The 19,533-nt window shown below is 71.7% G+C and carries 24 protein-coding genes and 1 tRNA gene; 12 read left to right on the top strand and 13 right to left on the bottom strand.

From position 1 onward, the window contains the following. Positions 1-24: 24 nt before the first annotated feature. The 6 genes from INT49_RS01505 to INT49_RS01530 are packed head-to-tail and all read left to right on the top strand — an operon-like array spanning position 25 to position 4,727. Positions 25-507 (top strand): TOBE domain-containing protein, encoded by a 483-nt coding sequence (locus tag INT49_RS01505; RefSeq protein ID WP_193115957.1) that lies wholly within the window; start codon positions 25-27, stop codon positions 505-507. Next, complete coding sequence (modA, locus tag INT49_RS01510) at positions 504-1,325, top strand: molybdate ABC transporter substrate-binding protein (protein ID WP_193115958.1); 822 nt, start codon at positions 504-506, stop codon at positions 1,323-1,325. Before INT49_RS01505 ends, modA begins: the two co-directional genes overlap by 4 nt. Before the next feature lies 1 nt (position 1,326). After that, entirely contained in the window at positions 1,327-2,097 is a 771-nt protein-coding gene (locus INT49_RS01515) for an ABC transporter permease (RefSeq protein WP_193115959.1), read from the top strand. Beyond that, a complete protein-coding gene (locus INT49_RS01520) occupies positions 2,094-3,125 on the top strand; it encodes a sulfate/molybdate ABC transporter ATP-binding protein (RefSeq protein ID WP_193115960.1) in 1,032 nt (343 codons plus the stop codon). The genes INT49_RS01515 and INT49_RS01520 overlap by 4 nt, the downstream gene beginning before the upstream one ends. A 22-nt stretch (positions 3,126-3,147) precedes the next feature. After that, on the top strand, positions 3,148-4,101 hold the full coding sequence (locus INT49_RS01525; protein WP_193115961.1) for a cation diffusion facilitator family transporter: 954 nt from the start codon (positions 3,148-3,150) through the stop codon (positions 4,099-4,101). After that, positions 4,098-4,727 carry an endonuclease III domain-containing protein gene (locus tag INT49_RS01530; protein ID WP_193115962.1) on the top strand — a complete coding sequence of 210 codons (630 nt, stop codon included), beginning with the start codon at positions 4,098-4,100 and terminating at the stop codon, positions 4,725-4,727. Before INT49_RS01525 ends, INT49_RS01530 begins: the two co-directional genes overlap by 4 nt. On the opposite strand, the gene INT49_RS01535 is transcribed toward INT49_RS01530, so the two are convergent. Further along, on the bottom strand, positions 4,696-4,959 hold the full coding sequence (locus INT49_RS01535; RefSeq protein ID WP_193115963.1) for a helix-turn-helix domain-containing protein: 264 nt from the start codon (positions 4,957-4,959) through the stop codon (positions 4,696-4,698). The two genes, INT49_RS01530 and INT49_RS01535, sit on opposite strands and share 32 nt — an antisense overlap. A gap of 65 nt (positions 4,960-5,024) precedes the next feature. Between INT49_RS01535 and map the strand changes: the two genes are divergently transcribed. Next, entirely contained in the window at positions 5,025-5,792 is a 768-nt protein-coding gene (map, locus tag INT49_RS01540) for a type I methionyl aminopeptidase (RefSeq protein WP_193115964.1), read from the top strand. Between the two features lie 33 nt (positions 5,793-5,825). Here map and INT49_RS01545 read toward each other — a convergent pair whose 3' ends face one another. Next, positions 5,826-6,680 carry an alpha/beta fold hydrolase gene (locus INT49_RS01545; protein ID WP_193115965.1) on the bottom strand — a complete coding sequence of 285 codons (855 nt, stop codon included), beginning with the start codon at positions 6,678-6,680 and terminating at the stop codon, positions 5,826-5,828. 56 nt (positions 6,681-6,736) lie between these two features. Between INT49_RS01545 and INT49_RS01550 the strand changes: the two genes are divergently transcribed. Further along, complete coding sequence (locus INT49_RS01550) at positions 6,737-7,228, top strand: MarR family winged helix-turn-helix transcriptional regulator (RefSeq protein ID WP_193115966.1); 492 nt, start codon at positions 6,737-6,739, stop codon at positions 7,226-7,228. Continuing rightward, positions 7,225-7,824: a GyrI-like domain-containing protein gene (locus INT49_RS01555; RefSeq protein WP_193115967.1), complete on the top strand. Its 600-nt coding sequence runs from the start codon at positions 7,225-7,227 to the stop codon at positions 7,822-7,824. Before INT49_RS01550 ends, INT49_RS01555 begins: the two co-directional genes overlap by 4 nt. On the opposite strand, the gene INT49_RS01560 is transcribed toward INT49_RS01555, so the two are convergent. Continuing rightward, positions 7,817-9,007 (bottom strand): amidohydrolase, encoded by a 1,191-nt coding sequence (locus INT49_RS01560; protein ID WP_193115968.1) that lies wholly within the window; start codon positions 9,005-9,007, stop codon positions 7,817-7,819. The genes INT49_RS01555 and INT49_RS01560 overlap by 8 nt on opposite strands. 124 nt (positions 9,008-9,131) lie before the next feature. Next, positions 9,132-9,815 carry a GntR family transcriptional regulator gene (locus tag INT49_RS01565; RefSeq protein WP_193115969.1) on the bottom strand — a complete coding sequence of 228 codons (684 nt, stop codon included), beginning with the start codon at positions 9,813-9,815 and terminating at the stop codon, positions 9,132-9,134. 44 nt (positions 9,816-9,859) lie between these two features. Between INT49_RS01565 and INT49_RS01570 the strand changes: the two genes are divergently transcribed. Both INT49_RS01570 and INT49_RS01575 read left to right on the top strand, forming a co-directional pair. Beyond that, entirely contained in the window at positions 9,860-11,164 is a 1,305-nt protein-coding gene (locus INT49_RS01570; RefSeq protein ID WP_193115970.1) for an acyltransferase family protein, read from the top strand. Continuing rightward, complete coding sequence (locus tag INT49_RS01575; protein ID WP_193115971.1) at positions 11,161-12,183, top strand: NAD(P)H-dependent flavin oxidoreductase; 1,023 nt, start codon at positions 11,161-11,163, stop codon at positions 12,181-12,183. The genes INT49_RS01570 and INT49_RS01575 overlap by 4 nt, the downstream gene beginning before the upstream one ends. Positions 12,184-12,201: 18 nt before the next feature. Here INT49_RS01575 and INT49_RS01580 read toward each other — a convergent pair whose 3' ends face one another. Next, entirely contained in the window at positions 12,202-13,041 is an 840-nt protein-coding gene (locus INT49_RS01580; RefSeq protein ID WP_193115972.1) for a helix-turn-helix transcriptional regulator, read from the bottom strand. Positions 13,042-13,142: 101 nt separating this feature from the next. Between INT49_RS01580 and INT49_RS01585 the strand changes: the two genes are divergently transcribed. After that, positions 13,143-14,162 (top strand): aldo/keto reductase, encoded by a 1,020-nt coding sequence (locus tag INT49_RS01585; RefSeq protein ID WP_193115973.1) that lies wholly within the window; start codon positions 13,143-13,145, stop codon positions 14,160-14,162. Positions 14,163-14,240: 78 nt separating this feature from the next. Here INT49_RS01585 and INT49_RS01590 read toward each other — a convergent pair. The 8 genes from INT49_RS01590 to proB all read right to left on the bottom strand — a co-directional run bounded on the left by INT49_RS01590 (position 14,241) and on the right by proB (position 19,531). Beyond that, positions 14,241-14,313 (bottom strand) — tRNA-Ala (locus INT49_RS01590). Between the two features lie 54 nt (positions 14,314-14,367). Then, positions 14,368-15,021 carry a histidine phosphatase family protein gene (locus INT49_RS01595; protein ID WP_193115974.1) on the bottom strand — a complete coding sequence of 218 codons (654 nt, stop codon included), beginning with the start codon at positions 15,019-15,021 and terminating at the stop codon, positions 14,368-14,370. Beyond that, complete coding sequence (gene rsfS, locus INT49_RS01600) at positions 15,018-15,392, bottom strand: ribosome silencing factor (RefSeq protein WP_193115975.1); 375 nt, start codon at positions 15,390-15,392, stop codon at positions 15,018-15,020. Before rsfS ends, INT49_RS01595 begins: the two co-directional genes overlap by 4 nt. Further along, entirely contained in the window at positions 15,389-16,177 is a 789-nt protein-coding gene (locus INT49_RS01605) for a hypothetical protein (protein WP_193115976.1), read from the bottom strand. Before INT49_RS01605 ends, rsfS begins: the two co-directional genes overlap by 4 nt. After that, positions 16,170-16,778, bottom strand: a complete 609-nt coding sequence (nadD, locus tag INT49_RS01610) for a nicotinate-nucleotide adenylyltransferase (RefSeq protein ID WP_193115977.1) — start codon at positions 16,776-16,778, stop codon at positions 16,170-16,172. The genes INT49_RS01605 and nadD overlap by 8 nt, the downstream gene beginning before the upstream one ends. A gap of 5 nt (positions 16,779-16,783) precedes the next feature. Then, positions 16,784-16,963, bottom strand: coding sequence for a hypothetical protein (locus INT49_RS01615; protein ID WP_193115978.1), 180 nt, complete (start codon positions 16,961-16,963; stop codon positions 16,784-16,786). A gap of 89 nt (positions 16,964-17,052) precedes the next feature. Continuing rightward, on the bottom strand, positions 17,053-18,324 hold the full coding sequence (locus INT49_RS01620) for a glutamate-5-semialdehyde dehydrogenase (protein WP_193115979.1): 1,272 nt from the start codon (positions 18,322-18,324) through the stop codon (positions 17,053-17,055). 43 nt (positions 18,325-18,367) lie between these two features. Beyond that, on the bottom strand, positions 18,368-19,531 hold the full coding sequence (gene proB, locus INT49_RS01625) for a glutamate 5-kinase (protein ID WP_193116130.1): 1,164 nt from the start codon (positions 19,529-19,531) through the stop codon (positions 18,368-18,370). Between the last annotated feature and the right edge of the window lie 2 nt (positions 19,532-19,533).

Raw genomic sequence — 19,533 nt, forward strand, 5'->3', positions numbered from 1 at the left:
ATACGCGGACGTAGAATGGCATCCATGTCGCAGATACGGGTTCGCGAGGCCGCCACCTTCCTCGGAGTCAGTGATGACACCGTGCGTCGCTGGATCGAGAAGGGCACCCTCAAGGCCACGGCCGACGGCAGCGGGCGGACCGTCCTGGACGGGGTCGAGGTGGCGCGCATGGCCCGCGAGCTCGCCGTGGCCCCCGAGCTCGCCGGCGCGACCCGGACGTCGGCCCGCAACCGCTTCGTGGGTCTCGTGACGAAGGTCGTCATGGACACCGTCATGGCCCAGGTCGAGATGCAGTGCGGGCCCTTCCGGGTGGTCTCCCTGATGAGCAGCGAGGCCGTCCGCGAACTCGGCCTCGAGCCGGGCTCGGTCGCCAGCGCGGTCATCAAGGCGACACACGTCGTCATCGAGGCGGAGACGCCCGGTCCCGTCCCCAGTCCCAGCCCACAGTCCGGCTCCGGTTCCGGCTCCAGATCGTCGGCCGCCCCCGCTCCGGAAGGAAGCCCGTGAGCGCCGTCCGCCGCTCCCGCGCCGCTGTCGCGTGCCTCGCCGCCACCGCCGCGCTAGCCCTCACCCTCGGCGCCGCGGGCTGCAGCACCGTCGGCGGCGGGCCGGACGCCGCGGAGGGTGACGCCGGGCCGACCACCCTCACGGTTTATGCCGCGGCATCGCTCCAGGAACCCTTCGAGGACCTCGGCGAGCAGTTCGAGGCTGATCACGAGGGCGTGGACGTGGAGTTCAGCTTCGCCGGGTCCTCCACCCTGGTCGGACAGATCCAGCAGGGCGCTCCGGCCGACGTCTTCGCCTCGGCCAACACCTCGAACATGGACAAGCTCGTCGACGCGGACCTCCAGGCCGCCGATCCGGTCGAGTTCACCACCAACACGCTGATGATCGCGGTGCCCGCGGGCAATCCTGCGCACGTCACCGACCTCGCCTCGCTCACGGGGGACGAGATCAATCTGGTCGTCTGCGCACCCGAGGTGCCCTGCGGCGCGGCCGCCGAGGCCGTCGAAAGGGCCGCCGGGGTGGACTTCTCCCCCGTCAGCGAGGAGCAGTCCGTCACCGATGTGCTGAACAAGGTCTCCAGCGGCGAGGCCGATGCCGGGCTGGTCTACGTCACCGACGTGAAGAAGGCCGGGGACGGCGTCGAGGGCATCGCCTTCCCCGAGTCGGACAGCGCGGTGAACACCTACCCGATCACCACCGTGAAGGGCTCCGCGCAGCCCGAGCTCGGTCAGGAGTTCGTGGATCTCGTGACCGGGGAGTCCGGGCAGCAGATGCTCGGCGGGTACGGCTTCGGCGAGCCCGACACCGGCGGGGCATGAGGTGAGATCCCTTCCCCGCTGGGTGCTGCTCCCGGCCCTGCTCGGCGCCCTTTTCGTGCTCCTGCCGCTGGTGGCGATGGCCACGCGCGTGCAGTGGGGCAGCTTCGCCGAGCTGATCACCAGCGAATCCTCCCTCCAGGCCCTGCGGCTGAGCCTGCAGACCTCGGCCACGAGCGCGCTGGCCTGCGTGATCCTCGGCGTGCCGCTGGCGCTGCTCCTGGCCCGCACGAGCTTCCCGGGCCTGTCGCTGCTGCGCTCCCTGGTGCTCATCCCCCTGGTGCTGCCCCCGGTGGTGGGAGGCATCGCCCTGCTGTACACCGTCGGCCGTCAGGGTCTGCTCGGCCAGCAGCTCGAGCTCCTCGGGATCCAGATCACCTTCTCCACCACCGCCGTGGTGATCGCCCAGACCTTCGTGGCCCTCCCCTTCCTCGTGATCAGCCTCGAGGGGGCGCTGCGCACGGCCGGGACCCGCTACGAGATCGCTGCCGCCTCCCTCGGCGCACGGCCCTCGCGGGTGCTGGCGACCATCACCCTTCCCCTGGTGCTGCCCGCCCTGCTCTCGGGCACCGTGCTCTCCTTCGCCCGGGCGCTGGGCGAGTTCGGTGCGACGATCACCTTCGCCGGCAGCCTCCAGGGCACCACGCGCACCCTGCCCCTGGAGATCTACCTGCAGCGCGAGAGCGATCCCCAGGCCGCGGTCGCGCTGTCCTTCGTGCTCATGATCGTCGCGGTGCTCATCATCGCGGTCGCCCGACGGCGGGTGACCGCATGACCCTCGCCCTGGAGGCGACCGTCCCCGAGCGCGGGCTCGACGTCGCCCTCGACGTCGCCGACGGCGAGACGCTGGCCCTCGTCGGCCCGAACGGCGCCGGGAAGTCGAGCGTCCTCTCCCTGATCGCGGGCACGCTGCGCCCGTCCGCCGGCCGGATCACGCTCGAGGGCAGGCTGCTGAGCACGGGCGCTCTGCTGGTGCCCCCGCACGATCGCGCCGTCACCACGCTCGCGCAGGATCCGGTCCTGTTTCCTCATCTCAGCGTCGCCCAGAACATCGCCTTCGGGCTGCGGGCGCAGGGCACGCCGCGACGTCGGGCCCGCGAGGAGGCGTCCTGGTGGCTCTCGGAGATCGGGCTGGGCGACCTCGCGGACCGGCGGCCCTCCCAGCTCTCGGGCGGGCAGGCGCAGCGGGTCGCGATCGCGCGCGCACTGGCCGCGTCCCCGCGTCTGCTGCTGCTCGACGAGCCGATGGCCGCCCTGGACATCGACGTGGCGCCCGCGCTGCGCGAGCTCCTGCGACGCGTCCTCGCCGAGCGCACCACGATCCTCGTCACCCACGACGTGCTCGACGTCGTCACCCTCGCCGATCGGGTGGCCGTGCTCGAGGGCGGGAGGCTGGTCGAGAGCGGGCCGACCGCGGACGTGCTCGCCCGCCCGCAGCAGCAGTTCACGGCGCGCCTGGCCGGAGTGAACCTGCTGACCGGCACCTGGGACGGGCACACGGTCGACGGCACGCTCGCCGGGATGATGCACGAGTCGGTCGCCGCGGGGACGAGGGTCCGAGCCGCCGTGCGCCCGGCGCACGTGGACCTGCTCGAGGACGATGCGCACCCCTCGCCGGGGACCATGGTGCTGGCCCGGCAGGTGACGGATCTCGAGCCACGCGGCGACGCGGTGCGCGTGCGCGCCGGGGAGATCGCCGCTGACCTCACCCCGCAGCTGGTGGCCCGCCAGCGGCTGCGGCCCGGGGATGAGGTGCGCCTGGGGATCCGCGCGGCGGACGTCGCGATCTACCCGGCGCGCTGAGCAGGAGGCGCACAATGGGCTCATGGACGACACCTCGACGCAGGAGAGCTCCAGCAGCGGGCTGACCGTGATGATCGCGTTCTTCGCGAATCTGCTGGTCGCCATCGCGAAGACGGTTGTCGCGCTGCTGACGGGCTCCGCCTCGATGCTCGCCGAGGCCGTGCACTCCTGGGCGGACACCGGCAACCAGATCTTCCTCCTCATCGGCGAGCGCCGGGGCCGACGGGAGCCCGACCGCTCCCATCCGATGGGGTACGGCCGCGACAGCTACGTGTGGGCGATGTTCGCCGCGATCGGCCTGTTCGCCGTCGGCGCCGGGGTCTCCGTCTGGCACGGCATCCAGTCCCTCGGGACCGAGGAGACCGAGGGCGTCCCGTACGGCTGGGCCTACCTGGTGCTCGGCATCGCCTTCGTCCTGGAAGGCTTCTCCTTCCTGCAGGCGCTGCGCCAGGCACGCCGGGGGGCCCGGTCGCGCCGGGTCAGCCCGCTGCGCCACGTGAGCACGACCTCGGATCCGATGCTGCGGGCGGTGTTCGCCGAGGACGCCTGCGCCCTGATCGGCCTGGTGCTCGCCGCGCTCGGCATGGGCCTGCACCAGCTCACCGGTCAGCCCGTGTGGGATGCGATCGGCTCGATCCTGGTGGGTCTGCTGCTCGGGGTGGTGGCGATCCTCCTGATCGCCCGCAACACGGCGTTCCTCACCGGCGAGGGCGCCTCCCCGCAGGCCAGCGCCGAGCTGCTGCGCATGCTGCAGGAGCATCCCGAGGTGGAGAGCGTCCGCTTCCTGCACACCGAGTGGGTCGGCGCGGATCAGCTCCTCGTGGTCGCGTCGGTGGACCTCTCCGGGGACGCCGCGGAATCGGCACTGCAGGACACCGTCCAGGCCATCGAGGACCAGCTCGAGGAGAATCCGCACGTGCGGCGCGCGCTGCTCACCCTGAGCCATCCCGACAGCGCGCCCCTGGGCGCCGCGTGATCGATCTGCGCGCCCTGCAGCAGGAGCTGCTCGGGGAGCACGGGCCGCAGGGCTGGTGGTGGCCCGGAGAGGAACGCTTCGAGATCGCTGTCGGCGCGGTGCTCGTCCAGCGCAGCCGCTGGGAGCAGGCCGATCTGTCGATCATCGCGCTGCGGGCGGCCGGCCTGCTGGAGCCGGGCGCTCTGGCGGGCGCCGACGAGGAGCTGGTGCGCGAGCTCGTGCGCGGCTCGGGGTTCCCGACCACGAAGCCCCGACGGCTGCAGGCGCTGGCCCGGTGGGTGGAGGAGCGCGGCGAGGCGGCCCGCGCGATGGACGACGCCGCGCTGCGGGCGGAGCTGCTGGGGGTCGAGGGGATCGGCGAGGAGACGGCCGACGTGATCGGCCTGTACTGCTTCGAGCGCCCGGCCTTCGTGTGCGATGAGTACGCCCGACGGGTGCTGCGGGAGCGGGGACCCGAGGTGCCCGGCTCCTACCCGGCGTTCCGCCGGAAGATCGCCCCGGCCCTGGCGCGTGCCGACTTCACCGTCGCCGAGCTCGCGGAGCTGCACGGCCTCCTCGTGGAGGAGGGGAAGCGGACCTCGAGGAGGCAGACCGCTATGAGGCGAGCTCGCTCGCGGACTCGCTGATCGTCGCCCAGATCTCGTCCAGCGACAGGCCCAGCACACCGGCGATCGCTGCGATCGTCGGGAAGGCCGGGGTCGCGACCCGACCGGACTCGATCTTGCGGAGCGTCTCCGGGGAGACCCCGGCCGTGAGCGCGATCTCGAGCATCGACCGGTCTCCGCGGGCTCGGCGGAGCAGAGCGCCGAGCCGCTCGCCGCGGGCGATCTCGTGGGGTGTGAGAGGTAGTCGGACCATGCTGCCCATACTAATACCGGTATAGGATTACCGGGATAGTTATCGGTACAGTCTGAGAGGCACCCATGATCGAAATCCTCACTCCCATCGAGCTGACGCGCGCTCGGAGCACCGGGCGACTCGTCGCCGAGATCCTCCAGGAGCTCGCGAGCCGCAGCGTCATCGGCACCTCCCTGCTGGAGATCGACTCCTGGGCCCGCGAGCTGATCCTCGACGCCGGCGCGGAGTCCTGCTACGTCGACTACGAGCCGCCCTTCGGCCGGGGCCCGTTCGGCCACTACGTCTGCACCGCCGTGAACGATGCCGTGCTGCACGGGATGCCCCGCGACCAGGCGCTCACCGACGGTGACCTGCTGACCCTCGACCTCGCTGTGCTCCGGGACGGGGTCGCGGCCGATGCCGCGATCAGCGTGGTCGTCGGCACGGAGCGACCCGCACGGAGCGTGGCGATGATCGAGACCACGCAGCGCGCCCTCGCGGCCGGGATCGCCGCGGCCGGCCCAGGGGCCCGCCTGGGCGACGTCTCGGCGGCGATCGGCGCCGTGCTGCAGGGAGCGGGCTATCCCGTGAACACCGAGTTCGGAGGCCACGGGATCGGGTCGACCATGCACCAGGACCCGCATGTGCCCAACATCGGTCGTGCCGAGCGCGGCTACCGCCTGCGCCCGGGGCTGCTGCTCGCGCTCGAACCCTGGGTCATGGAGGACACGGACGAGCTCGTGGTGGATGCCGACGGCTGGACGCTGCGCAGCGCGACCGGCGCGCGGGCGGCGCACACGGAGCACACGATCGCGATCACCGAGGACGGCGCCGAGATCCTGACCGTCTGCTGACGCCTGCAGGAGCAGCTTCGGTTCCCGCACCGATCAGGACACCCGTGACGCCGCGCGATCGAGGAGGTCGCGCACGGCGGAGTCGAAGAGCTCGGGCTCCTCGAGGTTCGGATAGTGGGCGGCGCCGGGGACCTCGACATAGCGGCCGTCGGGGACGACATCCGCCAGGCGACGGCCGTTGGCACGATGGTCGGCCCCGTCGAGGGCGCCGCACAGGGCGAGCACCGGAACCTCCAGTCCAGGAAGGCGTTCCCAGGTGTCCCGGACAGCGGTCGGTGCCGGCGGCGGCACCGGGGTCCCGTCGGGCGCGGTGCGCAGATGGCCGACGACCGTATCCCTGGCCATCATGGCGATGCGGTCACGCACCGCCGGGTCCACCTGGTCGAGCGTCCGCGTCGGGCCTGCGGTGAACCGCTGGAACACGTCGATCCAGGCCTGCAGGTCACCTCCCTGCTCCGCGGCCCTCCAGTCCCCGAAGGCCTGGAGGGCCCAGGGATCGGTGAACTCCGGCTCGCTCGTCCCGGTGCCGCAGACCACGATCCCTGCAACCCGTTCAGGGTGCTCGAGGGCGAGGTCACCGGCCGTTCCGCCGCCCATCGAGATTCCGACGACCACGACCTGCTCGAGGTGGAGGGCATCCAGGAGGGCGAGGACGTCGTCGACCAGACGGTGCTCCCCCTCGGCGTCCGAGGAGCCGCCGTGGCCGCGCGCGTCGGGGACGATGATCCGCCTGTCGGGGAAAGCTGCGAGCTGAGGGTGCCACAGCCGTTTGTCCACGGCGCCGCCATGAAGGAGCACGAGCGGCGGCGCGCCGGAGGTGGGGTCACCCTCGTCGTAGAAGGCGATGCGCTGATCGGACAGGTCGAGGTGATGCACCGTGGGGATCATGACACCTAGGGTGTCATAGTTTTCGCCTATGACAACCCCGTTGTCATACTGGGCCGATGAGCACACCCTCCTCACGCGATGCGCTTCCCCCCGATGCGCTCGCGGAACGCCTCGCCGAGGTCTATGTGGCGATCGGGCCGGTCTACCGGCGAGTCGCCCGGATCGTCGAGCACGACGGGCACAGCAGCGGGCTGTCCGTGGGAGTGCGCAACGTGCTGGATCAGCTGCGACGCCGTGGCGAGCTCACGGTCCCCCAGCTGGCTCACGAGCAGGATCTCAGCCGTCAGTTCGTCCAGCGGATGGTCCATGACGCGCGAGGCGCGGATCTCGTGGAGCTGGTGGAGAATCCTGCCCACCGGCGCTCGTCCCTGGTGCGCATCACCCCTGCCGGCCGGGAGGCGATCGGCGCCGTCATCGGGCGGGAGCATGAACTGATGGGGCGCGTCGGCGGTCACCTCACCGCTGCCGAGCTCGAGGCGACCGTACGGGTGCTGCGCCACATGGACGCGGCGCTGGTCGAGATAGAGGTCGAATGGCGCCAGTTATGACACCTCAGGTAGCACGGAAGCTCGACGTGAAGAAGGATCTCGAGACCTACCGGGCCCGCCGCGGGACCTTCCGGACCCTCGAGGTCCCCTCGATGCACTTCCTCATGATCGACGGGCAGGGCGATCCAAACACGTCGCCGGCTTACGAGGCGGCGCTCGGGGAGCTCTACCCGCTCGCGTACGCCCTGAAATTCCGCAGCCGGAGGACACTCGGCCGGGACTACGTGGTCCCACCGCTGGAGGGCCTGTGGTGGGCCGATGACATGGAGGCGTTCACCGCCCTGCGCGACAAGAGCCGGTGGCACTGGCGTCTGATGCTCATGACGCCGCCGTGGATCACGGCGGAGCAGGTGGAGACCGCGGGAGCCGTGCGCTGGGAGCAGTTCGCCGAGGGACTGTGCGTGCAGACCCTCCACGTCGGTCCCTACGACGCCGAGGGCCCGGTGCTCGAGCAGATGCATCACGAGGTGATCCCCGCTCGGGACCTGGAGATGACGGGCCGGCACCACGAGATCTATCTCGGGGACCCGCGTCGCGCAGCCCCGGAGCGCCTGCGCACGATCTTGCGCCAACCGGTGCGCCGCATGCTCAGATGAGCACCTCGCCGGACCGGGCGACGACGCGTCCGCCGGCAAGCACGAGCTCCCGGCGCGGGGCGCGAACGATCGCGTCGGGCACGTTCTCCGCCTCCATCAGGATCAGATCCGCGCGGGCACCGGGCACGAGATCGTGCACCTCGCGGTGCACGAACCCTGCCGCGTCGCTGGACGCGAGCCGCGCGACCTGCACGAGGTCCTCGTCGCGGCGCCCCCCGTGCAGCCGTGCGAAGTCCAGGGCCACCCGCAGCAGGTCACCGTCCCCGTAGGGGGACCAGAGATCGCGCACGCCGTCGGTGCCCAGCCCCAGGCCCACGCCGGCGTCGCGCATCCGGGCCCAGGGCAGCGGCGCTGACCCGATGGGGGCGACGGTGCTCCAGGATATGCCGAGCTGCGCGAGCTCCTCGAGCAGGGCCTCCTGCCGACCTGCGGGCAGCTGCCCCAGGGCGAAACCGTGGGCGATGTTCACCTTTCCCTCGAGCCCGGCGCGGCGGGTGCGGTCGATGATCAGCTCGTACTCGAAGGCCCCCAGCTCGCCCCCGGCATGGAGATGGATGTCGAGACCGCAGCCGTGCCGCGCGGCGATGTCGAAGAGGCCGTCGAGCTGGCCGACGGGGTCCCGGTCGATGAGGCAGGGATCCAGTCCGCCGATGCTGTCCGCGCCCGCGAGCGCCGCACGGTCCAGCAGCTCCAGGACACCCTCGCGCCGGATCACGCCGTCCTGCGGGAAGGCGACGATCTCCACCTCGAGCGCGCCCTCCAGACGTGCGACCGCCTCCTGGACCGCGGCGATGCCGTCGAGACCGACCCCGAGATCGACGTCGACGTGGCTGCGGGCGGCGGTGGTCCCATGACGGAGGAACTCCCTCAGCACGCGCTCGGTGACGTCGGGCCCCGGGATCCCGAGGGCGTCCCGCTCCGCGCGCTCGTGCGCGATGCGCCCCTGCGTCGTCGGCTCACCGCCGTAGGACACCCAGGGCCGACCCCACCAGGACTTGTCCACGTGAGCGTGCGCATTGATCAGTCCGGGAAGCGCGAGCATGCCGCGCCCGTCGATGACCTCGGCTCCCTCCGGCGCCTCCCCTCCGGGCGGGAGCACCGCCGCGACGGTGTCGCCGTCGATCAGGAGGTCGGCGGGATCGTGACCCCAGGGCCGGATGGAGCGGAGGATCGTGAGCGTCATGCAGAAATGGTATACCGAAATGGGGTCGGCGCGCCGCAGATCCGGCTCCGAGATGTCCGCTCCGCCCCGCCCTGACTGCTCCGCCTCGCCCTGACCGTTCCGACCTGGCCCGGCGCGATTCGACTCACCCGGGCCGGACTCGACCTAAGTTCCCTGCCGGCCCCCCGGGGTCCCTGTGCCGCATGCGAGCCTGTTCCTCGCCGCTGCGCAGGTGCTCCACGACCAGGTGCCCGATCCCGGTGACGTCCTGCCGGGCGATCGCCGCGAAGAGCTGCTCGTGGCCCCGGACGATCTCGAGCAGGTCATCGTGCTGGGAGAGGGACCAGCGCATCCGGCTGCCCAGGAGCCGTCCCATCTCCGAGAGCACCTCGTTGTCCGACAGCTCGATGACGACCTCGTGGAAGTCTGCGGCCGCCCGACGCGCGACGACACCGTCCCCCTGCTGTGCGGCCTCCCGCTCCCGTTCCAGCACGGTTCGCAGACGCTCCAGGCCCTCCTCGGTGCGCCGCTCCGCCGCGAGGGGGAACACCGCCTTCTCCAGTGCCTCCCGTGCCTCTCGGACCTCCCGGGACTGCTTCGCCGAGAACTCACGGACCACGGCCCAGGTGCGGGGCCGCAGGGTCACCAGGCCCTCCGCGGCCAGAGCTTTCAGGGCATCGCGCACGGGGACCCGGCTGACCGCGAGCCCTTCCGCCAGCTCGCGCTCGACCAGCCGGCTGCCGGGCGCGCGCACCCCGTCGAGGATCTCCTCGCGCAGCCGAGCGGTGACGCGCTCCCCCTCGGACACATGATCTGCACTCTCGCTCATACGTTCATCTTCGCAGGCTGTCTATGCCCGACTAGTCTGCTGCGATGACGACACCGCGCCTCAGCCGCGCCCAGAAGGTCGATGCCGCCACTCCCGACTCGCGCAACCGGGTGGTGGACTTCCTGCGTGCCGCCGCGATCACCGTGGTGGTGCTGGGGCACTGGACGATCGTCGCGGTCGATGCCGACGGCGGGATCTCACCCCACGGCGTGCTCGACACCGCCCGGTGGACCCATCCGCTGACCTGGATCTTCCAGGTGATGCCGATCTTCTTCCTGGTGGGCGGCTACTCCAACGCCCTGTCGTGGCGCTCCGCCCGGCGCAAGGGCGTCGGCTACGCGCAGTGGCTGCGCACCAGGCTGCGTCGGCTCGGGATCCCGCTGCTGCCGCTGCTGATCGCCTGGCTCGTGATCAGCGTGATCGCGCTCGCCGCCGGCGCCCCGAACACGGCGCTGCAGCTCGCCACCCAGATGGCGCTGGTGCCCACCTGGTTCCTGGCCGCCTACCTGCTCGTGATCGTGGTCGCCCCTCCCCTGCTGGTGCTGTGGGAACGCTTCGCCTGGTGGTCGATCGTGGGCGGCATCGCACTCGCCGGGGTGGTCGATGCGGTGAGCATCGGCCTGGACCAACCGCTGCTCGGCTATCCCAACTACGTGCTGGTGTGGGCGAGCTTCCACCAGGTCGGCTTCGCCTGGCTCGACGGGCGGCTGGAGGGCCCCGCTCGGCGCCTGGCCCTGGTCGGCATCGGTGCGGTGGGCCTGGCCCTGCTGGTCGGCCTCGGCCCGTACCCGGTCTCGATGATCACCTCGGGGGCCGACGAGATCAGCAACTCCAGCCCCACCCGCGTGACCATGGCGTTCCTGGGAATGCTGCAGGCCGGCCTCGTGCTGCTGCTGGAGCGGCCGCTGACCGCCCTGCTGCGCCGTCCCCGCCTCTGGTTCGTCACGGTGCTGGTGAACCAGCGCATCATGACGTGGTTCCTGTGGCACCTCACGGCCCTCGTGGGCCTGTCCCATCTCCTGCTCGCCCTGGGCGGCATCGGGCTGGGGCCCGCGCCCCTCAGCGGCATCTGGTGGGCGACGCGGCCGCTGTGGGCGCTGGTGCTGCTCGCCCTGACCGGGGTGATGGTGCTGGTGTTCGGCCGGTTCGAGGATCCTCGCGAGGACGACCGGCCCGCCCCGCCCCTGTGGCGGCCGATCCTCGCCGCCGTGCTCGTCTGCGCGGGGCTCGCGGTGATGGCCGACGCCGGGATGGTCGGCCCGGACGGGCTGCACTGGATCTGGCCGCTGCTGCCGATCCTGGGCATGATCGCCGGCGGCGTGATCCGTTTGCGAGGATCGAGGGCATGACCCCCGCTCTGCTCGACTCCCGCCTGCCCCTCGTCGCCGCGCCGATGGCCGGCGGACCCTCCACCGTCGGCCTCGCCGAGGCGGTCTCCTCCGCGGGCGCGTTCCCGTTCCTCGCCGGTGGGAACAAGAGCGCCGCTGCGCTCGGCGCGGAGATCGCCGCCGTCCGGGGACTCGGGGCGGACTTCGGGGTGAACCTCTTCGCCCTCCCGCCGCGCACGATCGACGAGGCGGCCTTCGCGTCCTATGCCGCCGAGCTCGCCGCGGAGGCCGACGCCTACGGGGTCATCCTGGACCCGGCGCCGCGCACAGATGACGACTCCTTCGAGGACAAGCTCGAGATGCTCACGCGCAGCCCGGTCCCGGTCGTGTCCTTCACCTTCGCGCTCCCCTCCGCCGAGCACGTGGCCGCTCTGCATGCCGTGCGCACGACGGTGCTGGCCAGCGTGACCTCGCCCGAGGAGGCATGGGCCGCGACCGAGCTCGGAGTGGACGGCCTCGTCGTCCAGGGACCGGACGCCGGCGGGCACAGCGCCATCCACGACCCCTCCCGCACGCCTCCTGCGATCCGGACGCCCGAGCTGGTGCGCCAGGTCGTGGCCGACACGAACCTCCCCGTCATCGGCGCGGGCGGCGTGGACGGACCGGTCGCGGTGCATCGGATCCTCGCCGCGGGCGCTCGGGCCGTGGCCGTCGGCACCCTGCTGCTGCGCACGGACGAGGCCGGGACCTCCCCCACGCATCGCGCCGCCCTCGCGGATCGGTCCTTCACGGCGACGGCGCTGACCCGGGCGTTCACCGGCCGGCCGGCACGCTCGCTGCGCAACGGCTTCATCGACCGCCATGAGGCGTCGGCGCCGACGGCCTATCCCGCCGTCCATCACCTCACGCGGGAGCTGCGCCGTGCGGCGGGCGCCGCCGGGGACACCGACCGGCTCCATCTGTGGGCCGGGACCGGCTGGCGCAGTGCGCCGGAGGGCCCGGCGGCCGACGTCATCGCCCGGCTCGCGAAGGGGATCTGAGCCTCCGCCCGCGCGGGGTCACGCGTCCCGCAGCACCTGGGTGCCGATGACGCCCAGCAGCTCGAGCTTCTGCGCGGCGTCCGTGCCCTCGAGCGGGAAGAAGGCGTGCATCGACACGTCCTCGTCGGGGGTGAGCAGCACTTCGCAGCGCAGCTCGATGGCCCCGATCTCAGGATGCAGGAACACCTTCTGATCGATCTGGCGCTGCGTGACGTCGTGCAGCGCCCACAGCCGGGCGAACTCGCCGCTGCGCTCCTCCAGCTCGTCGACCAGCGCGGTGACCTCCGCGTCGCCGCCGCGGCGGGTGAACGCGGCGCGCAGATCGCTCACGTGGGCGGCGGAGATCCTCTCCCAGTGGTCCGAGGGCATCAGTCGGGCCGACGGGTCGGTGAACCATCGCCGCACGAGGTTCCGGTCCCGAGCGGTGTCCCCCAGCACTCCCCCGACCAGTGCCGTGCCGAGGGCATTGGTCCAGAGCACCTCGCCGAGATCCGTCAGGATCACGACGGGGAGGTCCGTGAGCCGGTTCCCCAGGGCGATCAGGCCCGGGCGCACATGATGGCCGGCGCGCCGCGGGGGCGGGGCGTGACCGCCCAGACGCAGCAGATGGTCGCGCTGCTCCCGGTCGCAGTGCAGCGCCTGGGCGATGGCCAGCACGACCCCGGCTGAGGGCGCCGAGCCCCGACCCTGCTCGAGGCGCGTGTAATGGTCCACCGAGACGCCGGCGAGCATCGCGACCTCCTCGCGGCGCAGCCCGGGCGTGCGGCGCCGGGACCCTTCGGGCAGACCGGCGTCGACCGGACGCAGCTGCTCGCGGCGGCGGCGCAGGAAATCGGCGAGGCCCTGTCGATCGATCATCGACCCATCCTCCTCCTCGCCCGGCGCGCTATCCAGGGACGGCCTCTCCCCGGATGAACCGGGCCTCGTGCGTCGTACGTCGACGGTCCAGGCTGAACGGCATGACCACCACAGAGCACATCACCCCCGCATCCATCACCCCTGCGCCCACCACCCGCCGCCTCGGCGCGACCGGACCGACGGTCACCTCGCCGGGTCTCGGCGCCATGAGCCTGTCCGGTGCCTACGGACCGACCGACGACGCCGAGAGCCTGCGCGTGCTCCACGCCTACCTCGATGCCGGCGGCACCCTCCTGGACACCGGCGACTTCTACGGCGCCGGGCACAACGAGATGCTCATCGGCCGGGCCCTGCAGGAACGATCCCGGGAGGACGCCGTGCTCTCGGTGAAGTTCGGCGCCACGATCACGTCGACGGGGATGCCGCGGGGGTTCAACGGACGCCCCGAGAACGTCGCCACCTCGCTCGCCTACTCGCTGCGCCGGCTCGGCGTGGACCACCTCGACGTGTACCGGCCCGCGCGGCTCGATCCCGAGGTGCCGATCGAGGAGACCATCGGCGCGATCCAGGCGCAGGTCGAGGCCGGGTACGTGCGTCACATCGGCCTCAGCGAGGTCGGTCCCGAGACGATCCGTCGGGCCGCGGCCGTCGCCCCGATCAGCGATCTGCAGATCGAGTACTCGCTGCTCACCCGGGAGATCGAGACCAACGGGATCCTGGAGACCTGTCGCGAGCTGGGGATCGGCGTCACCGCCTACGGCGTGCTCGCCAAGGGCCTGGTCGCCGGGCGCTCCGGAGGCTCTCGGGAGATCTTCCCCCGCTTCCAGGGCGAGAACCTGGCCCGCAACCGCGCGCTGCTCGAGCAGATCCAGGGGATCGCCGCGACGAAGGGCATCTCGATGGCGCAGCTCGCGATCGCCTGGGTCGCCTCGCGCGGCGAGGACGTCGTGCCGATCGTCGGGTCCCGGCGCCTGGATCAGGTGACCTCGATGCTCGGCATCACGGCCGTGCAGCTGAATGACCAGGACCTGGCTCGGATCGACGCCGCCCTGCCCGTCGGCGCCGCCCAGGGCGACCGCTACCCCACCGCCCTCATGGAGCAGCTCGACAGCGAGCGCTGAGCCCGGGACACGACAGCAGAAGGGCCCCACCTCGCGGTGGGGCCCTTCTGACGAGTCACTGTCTCACGGTTTCTCGAGTGGAGCTAAGGGGATTCGAACCCCTGACCTCTTCCATGCCATGGAAGCGCGCTACCAACTGCGCCATAGCCCCGTATCGGGTGTCGCCCTCATCAGGCGACTCGTCAAGATTACCCCGATCGTCGGCTCAGGTGAAATCGGGAGCCAGGTTGTGTGACACCAACCTCATGAGCTGACCTGTGGTGTCCGAGGTGAGGGGCTCGAGCACCGACCGATGGCAGTTCTCCAGCCCGGCGATGCCCCGGAAGTCATCGGCGTCCAGCCCCAGCAGCGCGGTGATGCCCAGGGTGATCGCCGCGCCGTGCGAGACGACCATGACGGTACGCCCCGTGTTCTCGGCGACCAGGCGACGGCAGGCCTCCGCGATGCGCTCGGCGACCGCCGGACGGTCCTCGAGCCCCAGGCCGATCACCGGACGATGCGCGCGCCAGTCGGCGTGCTCGGTCGGCCAGTGCCGACGGATCTCCTCGCCCCGCAGTCCTTCCCAGGTGCCGAAGCTGCGCTCGATCAGCGCGGCGTCGGTGGAGACCTCGAGGCCGCAGGAGGACGCGACGATCTGCGCGGTGTCACGGGCACGGCCCAACGGCGACGCGACGATGAGGTCGGGCGGATTCGCGGCCACCGCGGCGGCGAGCACCCCGGCCTGACGGGTCCCGGTCTCGTTCAGGGGGATGTCCACCTGGCCCTGCAGGCGACCCTCCTTGTTGTAGTCCGTCTGTCCGTGGCGCACGAGGATCAGGCGCGTGCGCACAGGACTGCCGGTGGAGCGGGCGGGCGTCACGCCGCGGGGTCCGCGATCTGCAGGTCCAGCACGGGCGCATCGCGCCAGAGCCGCTCGAGGGCGTAGTAGGCGCGATCCTCGGCATGCTGGACGTGCACGACGATGTCGCCGTAGTCCAGCAGAACCCAGCGCGCATCCCGCTGGCCCTCGCGGCGCAGCGGCTTGCGACGGCGCTCCCGGAGCAGCGCCTCCTCGACGCCGTCGACGATGGCCGAGACCTGACGCTCGGAGTCCCCGCTGCACACGAGGAACACGTCGGTGATCACCACCTGCTCGGAGACATCGAGGCCGATCACCTCGTCGGCGAGCTTGTCGGCGGCGGCCTGACCGGCCACTCGGGCCAGGTCGAGGGATTCTTCGGGTGCACTCACGCGGCTGATTCCTTGAGGACGAGATGATCGGTGAACAGGTTCTGCACGGAGGCGTCCAGGGCGGAGGCCTCCCCGGGGCCGAGGACCCCGGTCAGGAGAAGGATGACGAGCGCGACCAGGGCGATCGCGACGAGAGCCCACACCAGCCAGATGAACGAGCGGCTGCCCGACCCTTCGGCGCGGTGGAGGACCTTGCCCTCGAAACGAGGTGCCGGTCGCGGGGAGGGGGCCTCGGTGACCGAGAGCTCCCCCAGCTCGACCCCGTCGGCGTCACGGTCGATGACCGCGGTCTGCGAGGATGACGAGCCCGTCGGGCTGCTCGTGCCGCTCGAGCCCGCGGAGCGCGGCGACTGCTTCTGCGTGGCCGGGCCCTCCGAGGCGACAGCGCCGTCGGCGGCTGCCGAGCGGTCCGAGGCGGACGTGTCGCCCGAGCTCGTCGTATCGACCGAAGCCTCCGGGTCGTCGGAGTCAGCTGCACCGTCGGAGGCAGCTGCGCCGTCGTGCCCAGCCGTGCTGTCGGTCGACGGGTCAGAACCGCCCTCGGGAGACGTGGCCTGCTCCGGATCCTCACTGAGCTCGATGATGCGGGCGCGCCGGCCGAACTTGCGCAGGGTCGGCACCGGAGCCGCCGCATCGGGCGGCTCGACGGCACCGCGCACGCCGGGGACCGCGGCCTGGTCATCGGTGGTCGCGACGGCCGAGCGCGATTCCAGCGCGGCGCTCTCCTCGGGGCTCAGCGCGCGGGCGCGTCGTCCGCGACGCGGAGTGGTGTCGGAGTCAGTCATCGCCGTCACCTCCTGTGTAGAGGGCGTACTTGTTGATGTATTGGACGACGCCGTCGGGGACCAGGTACCACACCGGTCCTCCCGCGGCGACGCGGGTACGGCAGTCGGTCGAGCTGATCGCCATCGCCGGGACCTCGATCAGGCTGACCCCGTCGGCCGGGAGGCCGGAGGTGTCCAGCTCGTGCCCGGGACGCGTGACGCCCACGAAGTGCGCGAGGGAGAAGATCTCCTCGGAGTCCTTCCAGGTGAGGATGGACTGCAGCGCGTCGGCGCCCGTGATGAAGAAGAGGTCCGCCTCGGGCTGCTGATGGTGCAGGTCCCGCAGGGTGTCGATCGTGTAGGTCGAGCCGGGACGGTCGATGTCGACGCGCGAGACCGTGAACACGGGGTTCGCTGCGGTCGCCACCACCGTCATCAGATAGCGGTGCTCCGGATCGGAGATCTCCCGTTCGGCCTTCTGCCAGGGGCGGCCGGTCGGGACGAAGACGACCTCGTCGAGGCCGAAGACGCTCTGGACCTCACTGGCTGCGACGAGGTGACCGTGATGGATGGGATCGAACGTCCCGCCCATCACGCCGATCCGTCGTCGCTGCTGCTCCATGGCGATCAGTGATCGCCGTGCCTGTCGGAGTCCCTGCGCTTGCGCTGGTTGGTCCCACCGGTGAGATAGGTGATCCCGAGCAGGATCAGCATGATGATGAAGACGCCGATGCCCACCATCGGCGGCGTGACGCCGCCGGTAGCATGCTCGCCGGCCTCGGCAAGGATCATGAGCTGGTCGATCATGGTGTTCTAGGCCTTTCCAGGAGTGACCGGGCCATCATCCCACAGGGACGCGCCCTGCTCACGCCCCGGCGCAGACGATGGGAGCGCGGTCACGGCCGTACCTGCCCCTGGCCGATCACGAGCCACTTCCCCGTGGTCATCTCGACGAGTCCCATCGGACCTCGCGCGTGGAGCTTCTGGGTGGAGATGCCGATCTCCGCGCCGAAGCCGAACTCGCCGCCGTCCGAGAAGCGGGTCGAGGCGTTCGCCATGACCACGGCGGAGTCCACCTCGGCCAGGAACCGCTGCTGCGAGCGCAGATCCCGGGTGAGGATCGACTCGGTGTGCCCGGTGGAGTGGGCCCGGATGTGCTCGAGCGCCTCATCGAGGTCGACGACCACCTTCACCGCGAGCTCGAGGGCGAGGTACTCGGTGTCCCAGTCCTCCGCGGTCGCCGGCACGACCTCCGCTCCAGTGCCCGCCGCAGCCAGGATCCGTGCCGTCTCCTCGTCGGCGTGCAGGCGCACCCCGGCCGCTGCGAGCGGGGCCGCCAGGAGCGGCAGCGCCGCCTCGGCCACGTCGCGGTGGACCAGCAGGGTCTCCAGGGCGTTGCAGACCCCGATCCGCTGGGTCTTGGAGTTCGTGACGATCTCGCTCGCCTGGTCGAGGTCGGCGCTCGCATCGACGAGGATGTGGGTCTTGCCGGTTCCGGTCTCGATCACCGGGACCAGGGAGTTCTCGACGACGCGGCGGATCAGTCCGGCCCCGCCGCGCGGGATCAGCACGTCGATCAGGCCGCGCGCCCGCATGAGCACATCCACTCCCTCGCGGCCGTGCTCGTCGATCCCGACGATCAGGTCCTCGGGCAGGTCATGCTCGGCCAGCACGGACCTCAGCACCGCGATCAGGGCGGTGTTCGAGTGCAGGGCGGCGGAGCCGCCGCGCAGCACCACCGCGTTGCCGGACTTCAGTGCGAGGCCTGCGGCGTCGACGGTGACGTTCGGCCGGGCCTCGTAGACCATGCCGATCACGCCGAGGGGCACGCGCACCTCGCGCAGTTCGAGGCCGTTGCGCAGCACGGAGCCGCGGATCACCTCACCGATCGGATCAGGGAGGCCTGCGGCGTCGCGCAGCTGTTGGGCGATCGCGGCCACCCGCTGGGGATCCAGCGCCAGGCGGTCGCGCAGGCCCGCCTCGATCCCGGCGGCGTCGGCCGCCTCGAGATCACGGGCGTTGGCGGTGACGATCTCCTCGGCGCGGGCGACCAGGGCGTCCGCCATGGCGAGCAGCACGGCGTCCTTGGTGTCGCGGTGCAGGAGCGCCAGGGCCGGCTGGGCCCGCTTCGCACGGCGGGCGGCGTCTTCCACGGCATGTGCAGTCATGCCCGGAGCCTACGGGTGCGGTCCGGGTCGCCACAGGACCGTCTCAGAGCACGACCAGCTGATCGCGGTGCACGACGGGACGACGGAACCGCTCCCCCAGCAGCTCGCGCAGCTCGGCCGAGCCGCGGCCGGTCATGGCTCGCAGCTCGTCGCTGCTGAAGGAGGTCAGGCCGCGCGCGATGACCTCGCCGTCCGGCGCGGCGATGTCCACCGGGACACCATCGGGGAAGGTCCCCTCCACCCCGGTGATCCCCACCGCCAGCAGGGAGCGCCGACGGGTGCGCATCGCCTCGGCCGCGCCCTCGTCGAGCACCAGGGTGCCTGCCCCGCGGGTCGCGAAGCGCAGCCACACCAGGCGGGAGCGGCGGCGGCCGTGATGGCCCGGGAAGAAGGTGCCGATGTCCTCGCCGGTCGCGGCGGCGGCGAACTTCGAGGCCGAGGTCAGGACCGCGGCGGTGCCGGTGGTGGAGGCCAGCTGAGCGGCGGAGAGCTTGGTGACCATGCCGCCGGTGCCGACCTTCGAGCCGACGGAGCCGATGCTCACCCCGGCGAGGCGCGCCGCATCCTCGACGACCCCGATGCGCTCCGCCCCGGGCTCCTCCGGCGGCGCCGTGTACAGACCGTCGACGTCGGTGAGCAGGAACAGGGCGTCGGCCCCGAGCAGCTGGGCGACCAGCGCCGCGAGCCGGTCGTTGTCCCCGAAACGGATCTCATGGGTCGCCGTGGTGTCGTTCTCGTTGACCACCGGGAACGCCCCGAGGGCCATGAGGGCCTCCAGGGCGCTGCGCACGTTGCGGTACGTCTGCGGGCGGATCACGTCGGACTCCGTGAGCAGCACCTGGCCGGTGATCCGGCCGTGGTCCCCGAAGGCCGTGGACCAGGCGGTCGCGAGCAGGGCCTGGCCCACGCTCGCCGCGGCCTGCTGCAGGTCCACGGAGTCCGGGCGCTGCTCGAGGCCCAGGGGTCCCAGCGCCGCCGCGATGGCGCCCGAGGAGACGATGACGACCTCCGTGCCCTCGCTGCCGAGCCAGGCGCAGGTGGTCGCGATCTCCTGAACCCGCAGCTGGTCGAGGCGACCGTTGGAGTCGGTCAGGCTCGAGGAGCCGATCTTCACCACGATCCGCCCGGCATCCACCAGCCCGGCGCGCTCGGTGATGCGTGCCGGCTGGCGCAGCCCGGTGCCGCCCCCGTTCTCCGTTCCGGCCATGC

This window comes from Brachybacterium tyrofermentans (assembly GCF_014897585.1).
GTDB lineage: Bacteria > Actinomycetota > Actinomycetes > Actinomycetales > Dermabacteraceae > Brachybacterium > Brachybacterium tyrofermentans.